This window comes from Methylomonas sp. Uni0011 (genome assembly GCF_056850255.1).
Map to the genome: position 1 here is coordinate 31,113 of NZ_JBVVNO010000024.1, position 15,740 is coordinate 46,852.

A 15,740-nucleotide genomic window follows, 5' to 3' on the forward strand; every position below is an offset into this window, starting at 1 on the left:
ACTGGGCATCGGCTGAGCAATCTTGGGCTATTAAAACTGCCGCGAGTTTTTGGAATTACGGAACACCAGCGGCTTTTCGTTGCCGGGCAACGACGCGGCGCGGGCTGAGGCGATTGCTTCGTCTATGCGATGCCGCTCCGGCGATTTGGAGCAAACCGGATCGGTGCTGTACATGTCGCCATTAAACAAATAGGCCTGACAGCGGCAACCGCCGAAGTCCTTGTGTTTTTCGTCGCAACTGCGGCAAGGCTCCTGCATCCAATCGGTGCCGCGGAAGAAGTTGAAGGTTTTCGATTCGTTCCAGATGTGTTCGATGCTGTAATCCTTGACGTTGGGACACTCCAGGCCCGGCAGCTCGCGAGCAGAATGGCAAGGCAAAGCGGTGCCGTCCGGGGCGATGGTTAGAAAGGTGGTGCCCCAGCCGTTCATGCAGGCTTTCGGACGGTCTTCGTAATAATCCGGCACCACGTAATAAATCTTCATTTTGCCGGCGACTTTTTCTTTATAGGCCTGGGCAATTTTCTCGGCTTCCTCGAACTGTTCTCTGGTCGGCAGCAGCGCATCGCGGTTGATGTGGGCCCAGCCGTAGTATTGGGTATTGGCCAGTTCCAGATAATCGGCGCCGAGGTTTTCGGCCATTTCCAGAATTTGCGGCATTTGGTGGATGTTTTCGCGGTGAATCACCACGCACAACACCATCGGGTAGCCGTGTTTCTTGATTAAACGTGCGACTTCCTGTTTTTGCTCGTAGGTCGCGGTGCCGGCGATGTGGTCGTTCAGTTCCTGGGTGCTGGCCTGGATGCTGATCTGGATGTGATCGAGGCCGGCCTGTTTCAAATCGACGATTTTCTGTTCGGTCAGGCCGTAGCCGGAGGTGATCAGATTGGAGTAATAACCCAGCTCGCGGGCATGGCCCACCAGCTCTACCAAGTCTTGGCGGGTGAGCGGCTCGCCGCCGGAAAAGCCCAGTTGCACCGCGCCCATTTTTCGGGCTTGACTGAGTACCCGCTTCCAGTCGTCGGTGCTTAGTTCTTCAGGATATTTGGCGTAGTCCAGCGGATTAGAGCAATACGGGCATTGTAGCGGGCATTTGTAGCTCAGTTCCGCCAGCAGCCAGCGCGGCGGGGTAATGTCAGCCTTGTTTGATCCAGCCATTTTGCAGGGCGATGTTCAGAAAGTTGTGGATGTCGTTGCTCAAGCCGCTGGTTTCGAATTTGGCTTCCAGTTCGGCGACGATTTGTGTCGGGTTATGGACGCCGTCGCACAGCTTGAGGATTTCCGCCGAGCTTTGGTTCAGTTCGACCATGCCTTCCGGGTAAAGAATCACGTATTTTTGCTGGGCTTCTTCCCATTGCAGGCGGTGCAGCGGCGAGAATTGCAGGATTTGGTCGGGGTTGATCGTCATTGGGCTTCGGATTTGGAAAAGGTGATTGCCGGTTTACGCGGCTTCGATGTCTTCAAAAATTTCCGCCATCGGCAGGTTCAGGCCAAGGCTGGTCAATTCGCAATCGGCTTCGCCGATATAATCGTGCAATAGCCAGTCGTTGTCGACGGTGCGGCGGAAACATTCCACGCGGCGGGCTTCGATATCGACGATCAGGTATTCCTTCAGCGAATCCAGCTTGCGGTAGGCGACGAACTTGCCGCCGCGGTCGTAGTCGGCGGTGGAGTCGGACAACACTTCGACGATTAGCGACGGATTCGAGATGTACTGTTGGTTACCTAGGTCGCCTGGATGGCAAGAAACCATTACATCAGGGTAAAAAAAGGCGTCGGCGGTTTCGACCTTTAGTTTTAAGTCAGCCATGTAAGTGCGGCACGGCCTGCCGCGCAAGCGCTGTTTCAAGGCTGAGGCGATGTTGAGGCTGACGACAACATGATCCTGCCGCGCGCCGACCATGGCAAACACCTCGCCGGCGACGAATTCATGCTTCTCGGCCTGGGTTGCTTCCCAAGCCAGGTAATCTTCGGCACTGAAACGTAGTCGCTCGGCGGTTTGCATGTTATTGCTCGATATTGAAATAGGGTGGCATGTTGGCGACGTAGGCCAGATACATCGCGTCGGCCATGGTCCATAACACGTCAAGCTTGAATTTCAGGATGTCCAGCATACGCTCTTGTTGCTCGCGGGTCTTGTACCAATCCAAAGTCAATTCAAGACCATGTTCAACGTCGCGGCGCGCCTCGGTCAAGCGTTTACGGAAGTAAGCATAACCTTCCGGTTCGACCCACGGATAGACGTCCGGCCAGTTGTCCAGGCGCTGTTGATGGATTTTCGGCGCGAATAGTTCCGTCAGCGACGAGCTGGCGGCTTCGTGCCATTCGGCGCGGCGGGCGAAATTGACGTAGGCGTCCACGGCAAAACGCACGCCGGGCAGCACATGTTTCAGTGATGTAATGTCCTCGCGACTCAAACCCACTGCGATACCAAGTTGTATCCAGGCCTCAATGCCGCCGGCATCGCCGGGGTGGCCGTCGTGGTCCAGAATACGCTGCACCCATTTGGCGCGGGTTTCGCGGTCCGGGCAATTGGCCATGATGTTGGCGTCCTTGATCGGAATCATCACCTGGTAATAAAAACGGTTGGCGACCCAGCCTTGCAATTGTTGCTTGGTCAGCTTGCCTTCGTTCATCAGCACATGCATCGGGTGATGAATGTGGTAGTACTTTTCCATGCCGCGCAATTTGGCTTCGAATTCTTCGCGGCTCCAGGGTTGATTATCAGCAGTCATGTAACACCTTTGTTATAAGTCGATTTCCAAACCGTCGTAAGCCACTTCTATGCCGTTGGCAGCCAGCGTCTTACGCTCCGGCGAATCTTCGTCGAGAATCGGGTTGGTGTTGTTGATATGTATCAAAATCTTACGGGCCTTGGGTACCCCGTTGAGAACTTCGATCATGCCGCCGGGGCCGAATTGAGGTAAGTGGCCGATCTCGCGGGCGCGTTTCTGGCTGATGCCGCGCGTGACCATTTCGTCGTCGGTCCAGAAGGTGCCGTCCACCATCAGGCAGTCAACGTTTTGCATGGCCTTGAATACGTGCGGTTCGATTTCGCCTAGGCCAGGCGAGTAATACAGCTTTTTACCGGTCGAGATTTGCTCGACGATCACGCCGATATTATCGCCGTCGTGCGGATCGTGGCGGTGGGGCGAATAGGGCGGCGCCTTGCTTTTTAAGGCATGGGCGTAGATGCGGATGTCGTCGATGCCGGGAATTTCGAACGGCGTTTCGTCGCAGGCAATCGGATGATGGTTGACGGTGCAGTAATCCTTCAGCATCGTGAACAGCGGAAAGCCGGTCGTCAAATCTTGTCGAACCATCTCGGTGCAATACACGTTCAAGGGCTTGCCTTCGCGCAGCATCAGCATGCCGGTGGTGTGGTCGATCTGGCTGTCGATCAGCAGGACGGCCTTAATGCCGGTATCGCGAATGCCTTCTTTGGGCTGAATCGCCGGAAACGCTTCCAGTTGGGCGCGGATGTCGGGCGAAGTATTGAACAGCAGCCAGTTGCGGTTGTCGGTGCTGATCGCGATCGAGGATTGGGTGCGGGCCTTGCCGTTAAATTCGCCTCTGCGGTAACGGCCGCAGTTGTCGCAATTGCAATTCCATTGCGGGAAGCCGCCGCCGGCGCCGGCGCCGAGAACTCTGATTTTCATGTCGGATTCGGATTGATGAACGAGCGCCGCATGATACGGGATTGAAAAACGCCAGGCAAAAAAAAGGGGCAGGAATTTGCCCCTTTTTGTGGTCAACCGTAATAATTAACGGTTGTAGATGTACATGGTAACTTCAAAACCGAAACGCATGTCGTTGTAAGCTGGTGTTTCCCATTTCATTTGTATACCCTCCAGAGGTTTTGTTGTTGTGTGCGATAGCTTGGTCGAGAAAGCTGCGCCGAAGTATACGATGAAGTTTTTCTTTGCGCAACTAAGCGGATTCGAGACTATCGGCACGATTCCGAGCTGTTTTCGTTCCGAAAAGTTCCCGGTTGGTTACGCCGCTTGCAATGCCTTGGAAGCCGTATCCGGCAAGGAAAGGTTTTGCCCGTTGGGCTGAGTCGGGGCTCGCGTATTTGATTCGCTGGTGTAGAAAAAAGGTCCGGGCTGGTTGGGGAGATTAACAGCTCAGCGAAAGTCGGCGTATGAGGCTAGGGCTGAATCACTCTCGGTGGCGTTTTCCGAGATTTCCGCAGGTGGAATAAGCCGGACGCTATGCTGGCGACTCATTTATACTGTGCGTTTTTTAAGTGCGGATTTGTTGGGTATGAAAACATATCTGGTCGGCGGCGCGGTGCGTGATCGTTTACTGGATTATCCGGTCGAGGAGCGCGATTGGCTGGTGGTCGGCGAAACGGCCGAGGCGATGGTGGCGCGCGGTTTTCGGCCGGTAGGAAAAGACTTTCCGGTATTTTTGCATCCGGAAACCCACGAAGAATATGCTTTGGCCAGGACCGAGCGCAAAACCGGCATGGGGTATAAAGGCTTTGCCGTGCATGCCGATCCTGACGTGACCTTGGAAGAAGATCTGCAGCGGCGCGATTTGACGATCAACGCGATGGCAATCGGCGACGATGGCGTACTGATCGATCCGTTTTGCGGCCGGCTTGATTTAGAGCAAAAGCTGTTGCGGCATGTATCTCCCGCGTTTAGTGAAGATCCCGTTCGGATTTTACGTGCGGCACGCTTTGCCGCACGCTACGCGCATCTGGGATTTCGCGTGGCTGACGAAACCATGATGTTAATGAAGCATATGGTTGCTGCCGGCGAGGCTGATTACTTAGTGTCGGAGCGGGTCTGGGCGGAGCTGCATAAAGCACTGTTGGAGCGTACGCCTCAGGCGTTTTTTCAAGTTTTGCGGGACTGCGGTGCACTGGGCGTTGTGTTCCCCGAAATCGATGCCCTGTTCGGTGTACCGCAACCGGAAAAATACCATCCGGAAATCGATACCGGTGTACATGCCTTAATGGTGCTGGAGCAAGCCGTTCGTCTGTCTGCGAAAGCCGAGGTGCGTTTGGCGGCGCTGTTGCACGATTTGGGCAAGGCTTTGACGCCCAGAGAGCATTGGCCCAGTCACCACGGTCACGAAAAAAAAGGTTTACGGGTGTTGGAGCGCTTTTGCGAACGTTTGCGGGTTCCCAAACCCTTCAAAAGTTTGAGCATGCAAGTCATGGAATATCACACGCATTGCCATAGGGCTCTGGAACTACGTTCGGATACCTTGACCGATATGTTGCAAGCGATAGCTGCCTTCAAACCGGGAAATCGGCTCGACGAGTTTTTGTCGGCCTGCGAGGCGGATGCCAGAGGACGCAGCGGTTTCGAAGACCGCAGTTATCCTCAAGCCGAATACATTCGTGGCGCCGCCGCGGCGGCTGCCGGAGTAGATACTGGAGCGGCCTTGCGGCAAGGGCTGCAAGGCGAACAGATCGGGGCGGCGATCCGCCGGTCGCGGATACAAGCCGTCGACGATTTTAAGAAATGCTACCAATCGGCCGTTTCATGAATGCCGTGCTGATTTCCGCCGGCCTTCTCGTTTGCAGTAACGTGTTTATGACTTTTGCCTGGTACGCGCACTTGAAGGAGTTGAATGGCCAGCCTTGGTTGGTGGCGGCGCTCCTGAGCTGGGGCGTGGCTTTGTTCGAGTACCTGTTGCAAGTTCCGGCGAATCGCATCGGCTATAGCTCGCTTAGCCTGGGCCAGTTGAAGATTATGCAGGAGGTGATCGCGTTGGGCGTGTTCGTGCCGTTCTCGGTGTACTACATGAAGGAGCCGTTGAAACTGGACTATCTCTGGGCCGGATTGTGTTTGCTCGGGGCAGTGTTTTTTATCTTCAGGGCCAAATTCAATTAAACGTATACGGCAGCCGCCGGCACCACGGATATCCAAATATGCTCAGTTACCGACACGGTTTTCACGCCGGCAATTTTGCCGATGTTTTAAAACATAGCCTGCTGGCCTTGACCGTTGCGGCGTTAAAACAAAAGTCCAAGCCTTTTGTTTACATCGATACTCACGCCGGCGCCGGCAAGTACTCATTTAAATCGGAATTCGCCGAAAAGACCGGCGAGTATCGGCAAGGTATCTCCAGGGTGTGGCGCGAGCCTGAGCCTCCCACCGAGTTGCACGATTATCTGGCGGCGGTGCGCGCCGAAAATACCGGCAGGCAATTGGCGCGTTATCCCGGTTCTCCGCAATTGGTGAAGCGCTTGGTCCGCCCCCAAGATCGGTTATTATTGTCGGAATTGCACGGCTCCGATGTTGCCGCGCTGCAGCAATTGTTCGCCGGGGACAAACAGGTAAGCGTCAGTAAGGAAGACGGCCTGCAAATGTTGCCGAAAAAGCTGCCGCCGATTCAGCGCCGCGGATTGATTTTGATCGACCCCAGTTACGAGATGAGAGACGAATATAAAAAAGTGGTCGCTGCTCTGGTCAGTGGCCATCGGCATTTCGCCACCGGAATCTTTGCGGTCTGGTATCCCGTTATCGAGCGGGCCGCAACCGAAGCTTTCATCGGTAAACTGGCCGGAAGCGGTATTCCCAAACAGTTACGCATCGAACATTGTGTTGCCGAAGACGGTGCTGGAAGAGGAATGACGGGGTCTGGCATGCTGTTTATCAATCCGCCGTGGTTGCTGGCAAGCCAAGCAGAAAAGCTGCTGCCTTGGTTGGACCGGGTTCTGGCCGACGGCGCAGGACGTTGGAAAGTCGAGTGGACAGCACCCGAGACCGGCGCGGACGGCGCGTAGCGGAATTAGCCATGTTGAAGAAGAATCTCGACCTGATCGTCGTCGGTTGCATCGTTTTGGCGCTGGTCATGTACGACGTGACGCTGGAATTGCTGGGAGAATTGATGCATCTGCTGTTCGAAGCTCTGCACGTGGCTTTCGAATACGTCGAGTTGGGAATCGAAGAAGCGGTCGAGTTGGTTTTTCACATATTGGATATCGGCGAAATTGTCGAATATTTGTTCGAATCCGATCGCCACGGCAGTCAGGTCGTGACGTTTTACATCCTGCTCTCGATTTTCGGTTTCGGATTTTACAAATTGTGGAAGACTCTGCCACGGTTACACGCTTTTTTGAAGCAACGGCTACTGAATATCTGGGTCCGGCGCAAAACCGAGTTGCATCTGTATTGGTTGTCGCTCACGACGCGTAACAAAGTGACCCTCGCACTAACCGCATTGCTCGTCGCTTACATCGCGTCGTTTTTCGTGATGTAGCCGGACGCGCTTTACCATCCCGTTTCGAGCTATCTGATGCCATTAGAACAAGTCAAGCAATCCATTTTGGCCGGCAACGGCCTGCAAACTCAGGATATCGATCGAGTCATGTCCGCGTTGCTGAGCGCGCCGGTCGATGCCGCCGATATCTATTTTCAGTCTAGCCACTTCGAATCCTGGTCTTTGGAGGGCGGGATCATCAAGGAAGGCAGTCATTCGATCGAGCACGGCGCCGGGGTGCGCGCCGTCAGCGGCGATAAAACCGGATTTGCCTACAGCGACCGGATCGAGTTGCCGATTTTGCTGGAAGCGGCCAATAACGTGAAAGCCATTGTCCGCCATGGTCAACAGGCGCAGCGCAAGGTGGATACCTTTCGCGCAGCGCCGTGTCTGTACCGCCCCGTGAATCCTTTAAAGTCTTTGGACGATCGGCAAAAAATCGAACTGTTGATGCGCGTCGATCGGGAAACCCGAAAGTTGGATTCGCGCATCGAAGAAGTCATGGTCAGTCTGATTGCTGCCTATGACCACGTGCTGATCGCGAATCAAGACGGCTCGTTGGCGGCCGACATTCGGCCGCTGGTGCGAATGAATGTCACGGTGATCATGGCCGAAAACGGCCGGCGCGAGCAAGGCAGTATGGGCGGCGGCGGCCGCTGCGACTATTCCTATTTTCTGGAGAGCGACCGCGGCCTGGAATACGGCAAAGAAGCGGTCCGTCAGGCGCAAGTCAACTTGCAGGCTGAGGAAGCCCCCGCGGGTAATATGACCGTGGTTCTGGGTTCCGGCTGGCCGGGGATTTTGTTGCACGAGGCCATCGGCCATGGCTTGGAGGGGGACTTCAATCGCAAAGGGACTTCGGCTTTCAGCGGCCGAGTCGGCGAGCGGGTGGCTTCCGATCTGTGTACCGTGGTGGACGACGGCACGTTGCAAGGTCGGCGCGGTTCGTTGAACATCGACGACGAAGGGACGCCGACTGAAAATACCGTGTTGATCGAGAAGGGCATTCTGAAAGGCTACATGCAGGATAAGCTGAATGCCCGGTTGATGGGGGTGGCGCCGACCGGTAACGGCCGCCGCGAATCCTATGCCCATCTGCCGATGCCGCGCATGACCAACACTTACATGCTGCCAGGACAGAGCGATCCGGAAGAGATTATCGCCTCGGTGAAAAAAGGCCTGTACGCGCGCAACTTCGGCGGCGGTCAAGTGGATATCACTTCCGGCAAGTTCGTGTTCTCGGCCAGCGAAGCGTACCTGATCGAAAACGGCAAAATCACCCGGCCGGTGAAAGGGGCGACGCTGATCGGCAACGGTCCCGACGTATTGACCAAAGTGTCCATGGTCGGCAACGACATGGCGCTGGATAGCGGCGTCGGCACTTGCGGCAAGGATGGCCAAAGCGTTCCGGTCGGCGTGGGCCAGCCGACGTTGAAGATCGACGGCTTAACGGTTGGCGGTACCAGCGTCTGAAATACAGGGTGCAGCCATTCGGCTTGTGCGCGTAACGACTAAACAAGAGATTTGCCGTGCAAAATCAGGAAGAAATCAATCGTTTGAAAAATGTGGTTCAACAATTGTTGGACGAAGCCAAACTACAGGGAGCCACTGCCGCAGAAGCGGCATTCAGCGTGGACAATGGGCTGTCGGTGTCGGCTCGACTCGGGGAAGTGGAAACCGTGGAGTACCATTGCGATCAAGGCATTGGCGTCACGGTGTATTTCGGCAAAAGGAAGGGCTCTGCCAGTACCAATGACATTTCCGGCGAATCGTTGAAGGAAACCGTCAAAGCCGCATGCAGTATCGCCCACTACGCCAGCGAAGACGAGTTTGCCGGCCTGCCCGATCCCGAGCGGTTGGCTACGGAATTTCCCGATCTCGATTTAAACCATCCTTGGCAGCTCAATGCCGAGCAAGCTATCGAGCTGGCGATCGAGTGTGAAAACGCGGCGCGCAGCTATAGCTCTGTGATCAGCAACTCCGAGGGCGCTTCAGTCAATACCCATCAGGGCACACGGGTGTTTGGCAATTCATTGGGTTTTTTGCAGGGTTACCAGTCCAGCCGGCACTCCTTGAGTTGCTCGGTACTCGCCGGTAGCGGCGACGCCATGCAGCGAGACTATTGGTATAGTGTGGCGCGTAACCCGAGTGATCTGGAAGCTGCCGCACAAGTCGGCGAAAAAGCCGCGCAACGTACGCTGGCGCGGATAGACGCCCGGCCTCTCGGCACCCGGCAATGTCCGGTGTTGTTTGCGCCGGAAATGGCCTCCAGTTTGATCGGAGCGTTGCTGGGCGCGATCAGCGGCGGTAGTCTGTACCGGAAGTCATCTTTTCTATTGGACAGCCTCGGAAAGCAAATTCTGCCGGAGTTTGTGCGGATACACGAGCAGCCGTTGTTAAAGCGGGCGTTGGGAAGCGCGAGCTACGACGCGGAAGGTGTCGCGACCCGGGCTCGAGACATCGTTAATAACGGCGTTTTGCAATCTTACATACTCAGCACCTATTCGGCGCGCAAACTGGGCATGCAGACTACGGGTAACGCCGGCGGGGTACATAATCTGATTGTAGAGCCGGGCGACCGCGATTTTGCCGAAATGTTGCAGCTGTTGGGTACCGGTTTATTGGTCACCGAATTGATGGGTCAGGGCGTGAATCGAGTGACCGGCGATTATTCTCGCGGCGCTTCTGGGTTTTGGGTCGAAAATGGCGTTATCCAATACCCCGTTCAAGAAATCACCATTGCCGGCAATTTAAAGTCCATGCTGCGAAATATCGTGGCGATCGGCAACGACGTGGATATGCGCGGCAACATCCGTGTCGGCTCGATTTTGCTGGAGCAAATGGCGATTGCCGGCGAATAATCTTAGCCTTTGAAAGCAGCAGTGCCTTATAAATCAAGAGATTCAGGTAAGGTGGCGTGAGAGCCAGAGGATGAATCCTTAGGGCTATACGAACAGCTAACGCACGTTTTCGTACCTTTGGACTTCAATCTGCTTAGCCCTCCCAGAAAACATTAAAAAGCTTGCTGCGCTTAGCATGCCTGAGATCAATGCCCCAATCGCTATAATGGAAAAAAGGACATCCATGTTCTGGTGATAAAGAAATACAACGATGGAACCGCATGCAGCGAATGCAAAGCGCGTAAAAATTGCGGTTATCGGCCAGAACACTTTGCCCGCGCCTTGCCCGGCAAAATAAAACGCAAATAGAAAGGCAACCATACCGTACACCGGCCCGACTGCTTTTAGGTACTTTTCACCAACGAACAGAACATCCGTCGAGCTAGTGAACAAGTTCATCCAAATGCCTGGATTATATGCCAAGGATAGCCCCACTAACTCAACCATAGCGCCAACAAACAGGGCATTAAGTAACGCCGCCTGCCTTGCTCTTTTGATATTGCCGGCGCCGATGTTGGTACCCACTATCGTCAATACCGCTGTACCAAAACCAAACATGACCGGTATTAGCAAATACTCCATACGCGAGGCAATGCCATAGCCAGCCAAGGCCGGTACGCCAAAAACACCGACCACCGAGGTAATCGCGGTAACTGACAAGTTGGAAAAAATGGCACTCAGTGATGACGGCAAGCCGACGGCCAAAATTTGCTTGAAATAGTGATAACGAATTCGGTGCCGCCGTAACCGTAAAATACTGCTTGAGGAGCGCATGTAGCCAATAATTAAAAGCAGAGAGGCAGCATTGCAAATCAGTTGGGCATAGCCAGCCCCTGCAATTCCTAACTTCGGCGTACCCAATAGTCCCAATATCAATACGGGCGATAGTAATAGGCAGGCTAAGACATTTCCCAGTGTTATCAACGCAGGCACTTTGACATTGCCTGCCCCTCGTAAAGCAGACTGCAGCAATATGTAAACCCAGTTAATGGTGGCCGAACCAAACAATATGTCCGAATAAAGCAGCGCTTGTTGTAAGGCATCTCCGGTTCCTCCCAGCGATGCGTATATCGGGCGGCCAAATACCAGTAGCACAAGGGTAAATAGCCCCCCAAACACGATACCTATCAAGGTAGCGTGATAGGCCAATCGTTCCGCACTTTCTATATCACTGGCACCGATGGCACGAGCGATAGCGGAAGATACGCCCCCGCCTATGCCTCCGTTCGACATCATGATCATCAACATCACCATCGGTATCACCAATGATGCACCCGCAATCGAATCCACCCCTAATGAACTGACAAAATAAGTTTCTGCAACGCTAACTATTGCGGACAGAAACATGACACCAACCGTCGGCAATGCCAATTTAACCAATACTGGAAACAAGGGGCCCGATAAGATCATCGTCACATGTTTTTCCCGGTTTGATATCAGTTTGGACTGGATTTTCAGCTGTGAGCAATCATCGCTATTTCCGTGCTGGATTGGCTGATCGTTTAATGTTGAAAGCCTTGGCTTTTTCATGTAATGGTTTAGAAGTTATCTTGAATGAAGTCTGGCCTGGAGACACCAAATTCCGCATTCTTTGCGCTTGGCGGATTAAGGAATCTCCTTTAGCTCTCCATCATTTGGGATTTATTTAACCGGGGATGATCGGGCCCCAAGGCGAAGCGCCGGGCGGTGCGACATTTACCAATTTTTCGTTTACAAACTCGTAAAAACCGCGCTCCGATAACTCACGACCAAAACCCGAATTTTTGATACCGCCAAACGGCAGTTCCGGGGCGGTCCAGGCAGGTTGATTGATAAAAACCATGCCGCTTTCAATTTGCGCCGCGACGGCACGGCCGCGTTCGACATCGGCGGTAAAAATGGATGCACCGAGTCCAAACGAGGTTGCGTTGGCCAATGCAATGGCTTGCGCTTCGCTTTCAACGACGTAAATGGCGGCGACCGGGCCAAACAGTTCTTGTTGATAGATCGGATTATTGGCGTCTATTTCGGTGATGACGGTAGGCTCAAGAAAATAGCCTGGTCTATCGATTCTTTGGCCGCCGAGTACGACTTTGGCACCGCCTGCTTGGGCCTGAGCAATCTGATCGAGTAACAGCTTCAGCGCTTTTTCCGAGGACAACGGCGCCAAAGTCGTGGCCAGGTTCAGTGGATCGCCGGCGTGCAAAGACGACATGCGTTCGACAAAACCCTCCAGAAAAGCCTTGCCGCGTGCTTGTCCCACCACAATAACGCGTTTTGAGCCGACGCAACATTGGCCGCAGTTGAACATGCGCCCGAACAACGCGCTATCCAGAGTGGACTCTAGCGGAGCATCTTCCAGTACCAACAGCGGATCACTCCCGCCCATTTCCGCCACGACTTTTTTCAATGCCCGCCCAGCTCGTCCCGCTACGGCGGCACCTGCAGTTTCGCTACCGGTGATCGTGACGCCGCGCACCCGCGAATCGTCGATAACGCGGCCGATTTGTTCTATAGTCGCGAATAGATTGGTGTACACACCGGCCGGCGCGCCGGCGTCTTCGAATAGCCTGGCTAAAGCCAGTGCTGACTGCGGGACGTTTTCCGCATGTTTCAGCAATAAGACGTTGCCGGCCATCAATTGTGGGCCAGCAACGCGCGCAACTTGGTAATAAGGGAAATTCCAGGGCTCTATGCCCAGAATCACCCCTATCGGTTCGATCGATACTTGGGCGGTCGGTGCTTCCGGCAAGGCTTTCGGTGCAAGATACGCTTTCGCATTTTTGGCGTAGTACTGGAGTATCCCGGCGGTAATGTCTACTTCGGCGTATGCCTCGCCAATGAGTTTACCCATTTCTAACGTCAAATATTGCGCGTACTCTTCTTTCCTTTCCAGCAGGATCGATGCTGCTTTCGTCAGAACCTTAGCGCGTTCATCGACCGAATAATGGCGCCACGCCTCCCGATAGGCTTGATCGGCTTTCGCAATGGCAAGCTCAAGATCGGAATCGGATAGTTCAGGATAAGATGCTAGTAATTCGCCGGATGAGGGATTGATGGATTGATAAGCCATATTTCTATCTCGTTTTAGTCGATACCGCCTTGCTAAGAGGCATAAAGCCAGACCGATAGCGCGATCAGAAACGTGTATCGATGATTTTGGAAAAAGTGCCCGGTTCACCATGAACGGGGCACTCGTATTAACTAACCGGTTACGCCTGGAGACAGTAAAAAGTGGCCTGCGGGTAGTTTTTCTTGGTATGTGTAAGGACTGGCCTTGTTTTCCGCAACCCAACGTTTTTCGGCTATCGATTCGAAGGGCGGGGGTAATTCGCCTTGTAGCGACCAAAGATCGAATGGGGTTTCGTCAATTGAAATTTCCCAATCGAATCCGCGCTCTTTCACAAAAGGCGCAATGACTTCGTCAAGCGTTCGCATCCACCATTCTCGTATGATAGGCCCAGGCAATGTCCGGGCGATTTGGTCGATCTTGAATCGAACGAACTTGTCATTACGTACGCCACCGACGAAGCAATTACCTTTCGCCACTTCTTCGAAAATGACCACGGCGTAAAATCTTGGGATGGGTACGCCCGCATAGACGTTAGTGATTTGCTCAGCCAATTCTTGTTTGTCTTCGGCACTGAACGCATTGGTAGGATGATAGACTTTCCACAAAGGCATGATGATTCTCCTGATATTTGAGTAAGTTTTGGTGATCTTGCTAACCACCTTGTTTTTCTCAATCAGCATTCCGCCAAAACTCCGCGCTTGCTGCACGATTGAGAGTAAGGAGACGGGCCACCGCGTTGGCTTGTAAATTCCTTGGGGGGAAAACTAAGCGCCGGTGGCTGCGTCGGGGATAAATTTATGCCTGAGACCGCAGGCGGTAAAATGCTTTGTATTCATGCGCCTATGAAAATAATTGATGCCAAACGCCCCCGGCATTTCGGTAACATAGCCCGCCTTTACATCCCGGAAACCCAGCCATGGCGGACTTAAGAACGTTTGATTTGAATCTATTGATCGCCTTCGATCTGCTGATGAAGGAACGCAACGTGTCGCGGGCGGCGGACAAAATGTTCATTAGCCAGTCGGCAATGAGCCACGTGCTGCAACGCTTGCGGCAACAACTGGAAGATCCGTTGCTGGTGAAAACCCCGGCGGGCATGACGCCGACACTACGCGCGTTGTCCCTGGTGGCTCCGGTAGCGGCGGTACTCAAAGATGTGGAAGGTTTGATTCGCGCGCCGGCGCCGTTCGATCCCGCCACTTGTCGGCGCTCTTTTACCATTGCGGCGACGGATTACGTGGAAGCCTTGCTTTTACCCATACTGGCGCCTCGCATTGCTCAACAGGCACCGGGCGTGGATATTCATTTCAAACGTACCAGCAGCCATTTTCCTTCGCATGCGCTGGAGCAAGGTGAGATAGACCTGATACTGGGTTTTGAAGTGATGTTGAATCCCTCCAAGCATCTACATTGCGAACGGCTGTTCGATGATTTCATGGTCTGCGTGGCGCGCATCGGCCACCCGCGAGTGAATGCGGCATTAACGCTGGAAGACTATATAGACCTACCGCATATTCTGGTGTCCAGAACCGGCGCCAGTACCGGGCAGGTAGACAGCTGGTTGGCGGAACATGGCCGCGAGCGGCGTGTGGCGCTGACCGTGTCGCATTTTTTATCCGCGTCGATGATTGTGGCGCAAACGGACATGGTCATGGCTTTTCCCAAACGCACGGCCGAACAATTTGCTCAGACTTTGCCTTTACAATTGGTGCCCTTGCCGCTGGATTTACCGCATTACGACACGGTAATGGTCTGGCATCCGCTGCAAGACCAGGAGTTTGCCAATCGCTGGCTACGAGAAGAAATCCGTGCGGCTTGCGCCACGCTGGACCATCAATCGCCAAACTTAGGTTCGCCCAATTCGGGAAAATAGCGTTCTTGAATGCGCCGACAATAATCGACTAAGGCGGATTGGGTTAAGGCATAATCCTTGACCGGCGAACTGACCGGGCAGGCCAATAGATTGATCAATACGCCGAAGGCTGAGGCATCGACGCTAGAGGGCCGATCACCCAGTAAAAACATCTTGTTCTGAAGCGCGGCGGACACAGCCGCTACATCGCGCCGGCCCAATTCGAAAATATGTGCGGCAGGTAGCCGGCCAATGCCCTGGCCGCGCAGTTGCCCTCGAATCCGCAGCCGATAGAGTGCGGCCACCACATCCGCCCAGGGTTGCTGTAAACCTTGGAAGATCGCCTGTTTATTGATGTGCCAATTTTCCGCTCCGTATTGCCAACGGCTGTACATGCACACCCAGTACAAATGTTCTTCCAATAAACGTTGCCAAGCCAGAGCTTGCGCACATTGCGCGGCCGACAAATGCCCATCCAGGCTATCGCCGTAATGCTCTCGCAGATAGCCGATGATCAGCCGGCTATCTGCTAGCTTTAGGCCGTTGTCTGCTATGAAAGGTAGCTTGCCGAAGGGTGCATAGAGAGGCAACGTTTCGGCAATCCGGTATTCGATGCCGGCCATGCGCAGATAGGTTTCCAGCTTGACGCAAAACTGGCTGGGGTTGGGAATGTTCCAGGCTCTGGGAAATTGATACAACGTAATCATGTGGAACT

General features: G+C 54.0%; 17 protein-coding genes. 7 read left to right on the forward strand and 10 right to left on the reverse strand.

Features of this window, described 5'->3' with window-relative positions:
- Window positions 1-30 precede the first annotated feature (30 nt).
- From pqqE to pqqA, 6 genes are all read right to left on the reverse strand, one after another.
- The gene (gene pqqE, locus AC0IM9_RS18655) at window positions 31-1,155 is read right to left on the reverse strand and encodes a pyrroloquinoline quinone biosynthesis protein PqqE (RefSeq protein ID WP_482804984.1); all 1,125 of its coding nucleotides are present in this window, start codon (window positions 1,153-1,155) and stop codon (window positions 31-33) included.
- Entirely contained in the window at window positions 1,133-1,405 is a 273-nt protein-coding gene (gene pqqD, locus AC0IM9_RS18660) for a pyrroloquinoline quinone biosynthesis peptide chaperone PqqD (RefSeq protein ID WP_482804985.1), read from the reverse strand. Before pqqD ends, pqqE begins: the two co-directional genes overlap by 23 nt.
- Window positions 1,406-1,438: 33 nt before the next feature.
- Window positions 1,439-2,002, reverse strand: a complete 564-nt coding sequence (locus tag AC0IM9_RS18665; protein WP_482804986.1) for a Uma2 family endonuclease — start codon at window positions 2,000-2,002, stop codon at window positions 1,439-1,441.
- Window position 2,003: 1 nt separating this feature from the next.
- The gene (pqqC, locus tag AC0IM9_RS18670; RefSeq protein WP_482804987.1) at window positions 2,004-2,732 is read right to left on the reverse strand and encodes a pyrroloquinoline-quinone synthase PqqC; all 729 of its coding nucleotides are present in this window, start codon (window positions 2,730-2,732) and stop codon (window positions 2,004-2,006) included.
- A 12-nt stretch (window positions 2,733-2,744) separates the two neighbouring features.
- A complete protein-coding gene (gene pqqB / locus AC0IM9_RS18675) occupies window positions 2,745-3,656 on the reverse strand; it encodes a pyrroloquinoline quinone biosynthesis protein PqqB (protein WP_482804988.1) in 912 nt (303 codons plus the stop codon).
- A gap of 105 nt (window positions 3,657-3,761) precedes the next feature.
- Window positions 3,762-3,836 carry a pyrroloquinoline quinone precursor peptide PqqA gene (gene pqqA, locus AC0IM9_RS18680; protein WP_054760176.1) on the reverse strand — a complete coding sequence of 25 codons (75 nt, stop codon included), beginning with the start codon at window positions 3,834-3,836 and terminating at the stop codon, window positions 3,762-3,764.
- Between the two features lie 427 nt (window positions 3,837-4,263).
- Here pqqA and AC0IM9_RS18685 point away from each other — a divergent pair, with 427 nt between their 5' ends.
- The 6 genes from AC0IM9_RS18685 to pmbA are packed head-to-tail and all read left to right on the forward strand — an operon-like array spanning window position 4,264 to window position 10,082.
- Window positions 4,264-5,502 (forward strand): multifunctional CCA addition/repair protein, encoded by a 1,239-nt coding sequence (locus tag AC0IM9_RS18685; protein WP_482804989.1) that lies wholly within the window; start codon window positions 4,264-4,266, stop codon window positions 5,500-5,502.
- The gene (locus tag AC0IM9_RS18690; protein ID WP_482804990.1) at window positions 5,478-5,849 is read left to right on the forward strand and encodes a DMT family protein; all 372 of its coding nucleotides are present in this window, start codon (window positions 5,478-5,480) and stop codon (window positions 5,847-5,849) included. Before AC0IM9_RS18685 ends, AC0IM9_RS18690 begins: the two co-directional genes overlap by 25 nt.
- Before the next feature lie 38 nt (window positions 5,850-5,887).
- Window positions 5,888-6,745 carry a 23S rRNA (adenine(2030)-N(6))-methyltransferase RlmJ gene (locus AC0IM9_RS18695; protein ID WP_482804991.1) on the forward strand — a complete coding sequence of 286 codons (858 nt, stop codon included), beginning with the start codon at window positions 5,888-5,890 and terminating at the stop codon, window positions 6,743-6,745.
- Between the two features lie 11 nt (window positions 6,746-6,756).
- The gene (locus AC0IM9_RS18700; protein ID WP_482804992.1) at window positions 6,757-7,221 is read left to right on the forward strand and encodes a hypothetical protein; all 465 of its coding nucleotides are present in this window, start codon (window positions 6,757-6,759) and stop codon (window positions 7,219-7,221) included.
- Between the two features lie 36 nt (window positions 7,222-7,257).
- A complete protein-coding gene (gene tldD / locus AC0IM9_RS18705) occupies window positions 7,258-8,694 on the forward strand; it encodes a metalloprotease TldD (RefSeq protein WP_140913649.1) in 1,437 nt (478 codons plus the stop codon).
- A 56-nt stretch (window positions 8,695-8,750) separates the two neighbouring features.
- Window positions 8,751-10,082, forward strand: coding sequence for a metalloprotease PmbA (pmbA, locus tag AC0IM9_RS18710; RefSeq protein WP_482804993.1), 1,332 nt, complete (start codon window positions 8,751-8,753; stop codon window positions 10,080-10,082).
- A 96-nt stretch (window positions 10,083-10,178) separates the two neighbouring features.
- Here pmbA and AC0IM9_RS18715 read toward each other — a convergent pair whose 3' ends face one another.
- From AC0IM9_RS18715 to AC0IM9_RS18725, 3 genes are all read right to left on the reverse strand, one after another.
- Window positions 10,179-11,651, reverse strand: a complete 1,473-nt coding sequence (locus AC0IM9_RS18715) for an MATE family efflux transporter (protein WP_482804994.1) — start codon at window positions 11,649-11,651, stop codon at window positions 10,179-10,181.
- 115 nt (window positions 11,652-11,766) lie between these two features.
- Window positions 11,767-13,284 (reverse strand): NAD-dependent succinate-semialdehyde dehydrogenase, encoded by a 1,518-nt coding sequence (locus tag AC0IM9_RS18720; RefSeq protein ID WP_482804995.1) that lies wholly within the window; start codon window positions 13,282-13,284, stop codon window positions 11,767-11,769.
- A 20-nt stretch (window positions 13,285-13,304) separates the two neighbouring features.
- The gene (locus tag AC0IM9_RS18725; RefSeq protein WP_260839384.1) at window positions 13,305-13,853 is read right to left on the reverse strand and encodes a tautomerase family protein; all 549 of its coding nucleotides are present in this window, start codon (window positions 13,851-13,853) and stop codon (window positions 13,305-13,307) included.
- 236 nt (window positions 13,854-14,089) lie between these two features.
- Between AC0IM9_RS18725 and AC0IM9_RS18730 the strand changes: the two genes are divergently transcribed.
- The gene (locus AC0IM9_RS18730) at window positions 14,090-15,046 is read left to right on the forward strand and encodes a LysR family transcriptional regulator (RefSeq protein WP_140913652.1); all 957 of its coding nucleotides are present in this window, start codon (window positions 14,090-14,092) and stop codon (window positions 15,044-15,046) included.
- On the opposite strand, the gene AC0IM9_RS18735 is transcribed toward AC0IM9_RS18730, so the two are convergent.
- A complete protein-coding gene (locus AC0IM9_RS18735; protein ID WP_482804996.1) occupies window positions 15,007-15,732 on the reverse strand; it encodes a glutathione S-transferase family protein in 726 nt (241 codons plus the stop codon). The two genes, AC0IM9_RS18730 and AC0IM9_RS18735, sit on opposite strands and share 40 nt — an antisense overlap.
- Between the last annotated feature and the right edge of the window lie 8 nt (window positions 15,733-15,740).

Coding starts and splice junctions, on each gene's coding strand:
- pqqE (WP_482804984.1), bottom strand. CDS start 1,155: ATGGCTGGATCAAACAAGGCTGACATTACCCCGCCGCGCTGGCTGCTG.
- pqqD (WP_482804985.1), bottom strand. CDS start 1,405: ATGACGATCAACCCCGACCAAATCCTGCAATTCTCGCCGCTGCACCGC.
- AC0IM9_RS18665 (WP_482804986.1), bottom strand. CDS start 2,002: ATGCAAACCGCCGAGCGACTACGTTTCAGTGCCGAAGATTACCTGGCT.
- pqqC (WP_482804987.1), bottom strand. CDS start 2,732: ATGACTGCTGATAATCAACCCTGGAGCCGCGAAGAATTCGAAGCCAAA.
- pqqB (WP_482804988.1), bottom strand. CDS start 3,656: ATGAAAATCAGAGTTCTCGGCGCCGGCGCCGGCGGCGGCTTCCCGCAA.
- AC0IM9_RS18685 (WP_482804989.1), top strand. CDS start 4,264: ATGAAAACATATCTGGTCGGCGGCGCGGTGCGTGATCGTTTACTGGAT.
- AC0IM9_RS18690 (WP_482804990.1), top strand. CDS start 5,478: ATGCTACCAATCGGCCGTTTCATGAATGCCGTGCTGATTTCCGCCGGC.
- AC0IM9_RS18695 (WP_482804991.1), top strand. CDS start 5,888: ATGCTCAGTTACCGACACGGTTTTCACGCCGGCAATTTTGCCGATGTT.
- AC0IM9_RS18700 (WP_482804992.1), top strand. CDS start 6,757: ATGTTGAAGAAGAATCTCGACCTGATCGTCGTCGGTTGCATCGTTTTG.
- tldD (WP_140913649.1), top strand. CDS start 7,258: ATGCCATTAGAACAAGTCAAGCAATCCATTTTGGCCGGCAACGGCCTG.
- AC0IM9_RS18715 (WP_482804994.1), bottom strand. CDS start 11,651: ATGAAAAAGCCAAGGCTTTCAACATTAAACGATCAGCCAATCCAGCAC.
- AC0IM9_RS18720 (WP_482804995.1), bottom strand. CDS start 13,284: ATGGTGAACCGGGCACTTTTTCCAAAATCATCGATACACGTTTCTGAT.
- AC0IM9_RS18725 (WP_260839384.1), bottom strand. CDS start 13,853: ATGCTGATTGAGAAAAACAAGGTGGTTAGCAAGATCACCAAAACTTAC.
- AC0IM9_RS18730 (WP_140913652.1), top strand. CDS start 14,090: ATGGCGGACTTAAGAACGTTTGATTTGAATCTATTGATCGCCTTCGAT.
- AC0IM9_RS18735 (WP_482804996.1), bottom strand. CDS start 15,732: ATGATTACGTTGTATCAATTTCCCAGAGCCTGGAACATTCCCAACCCC.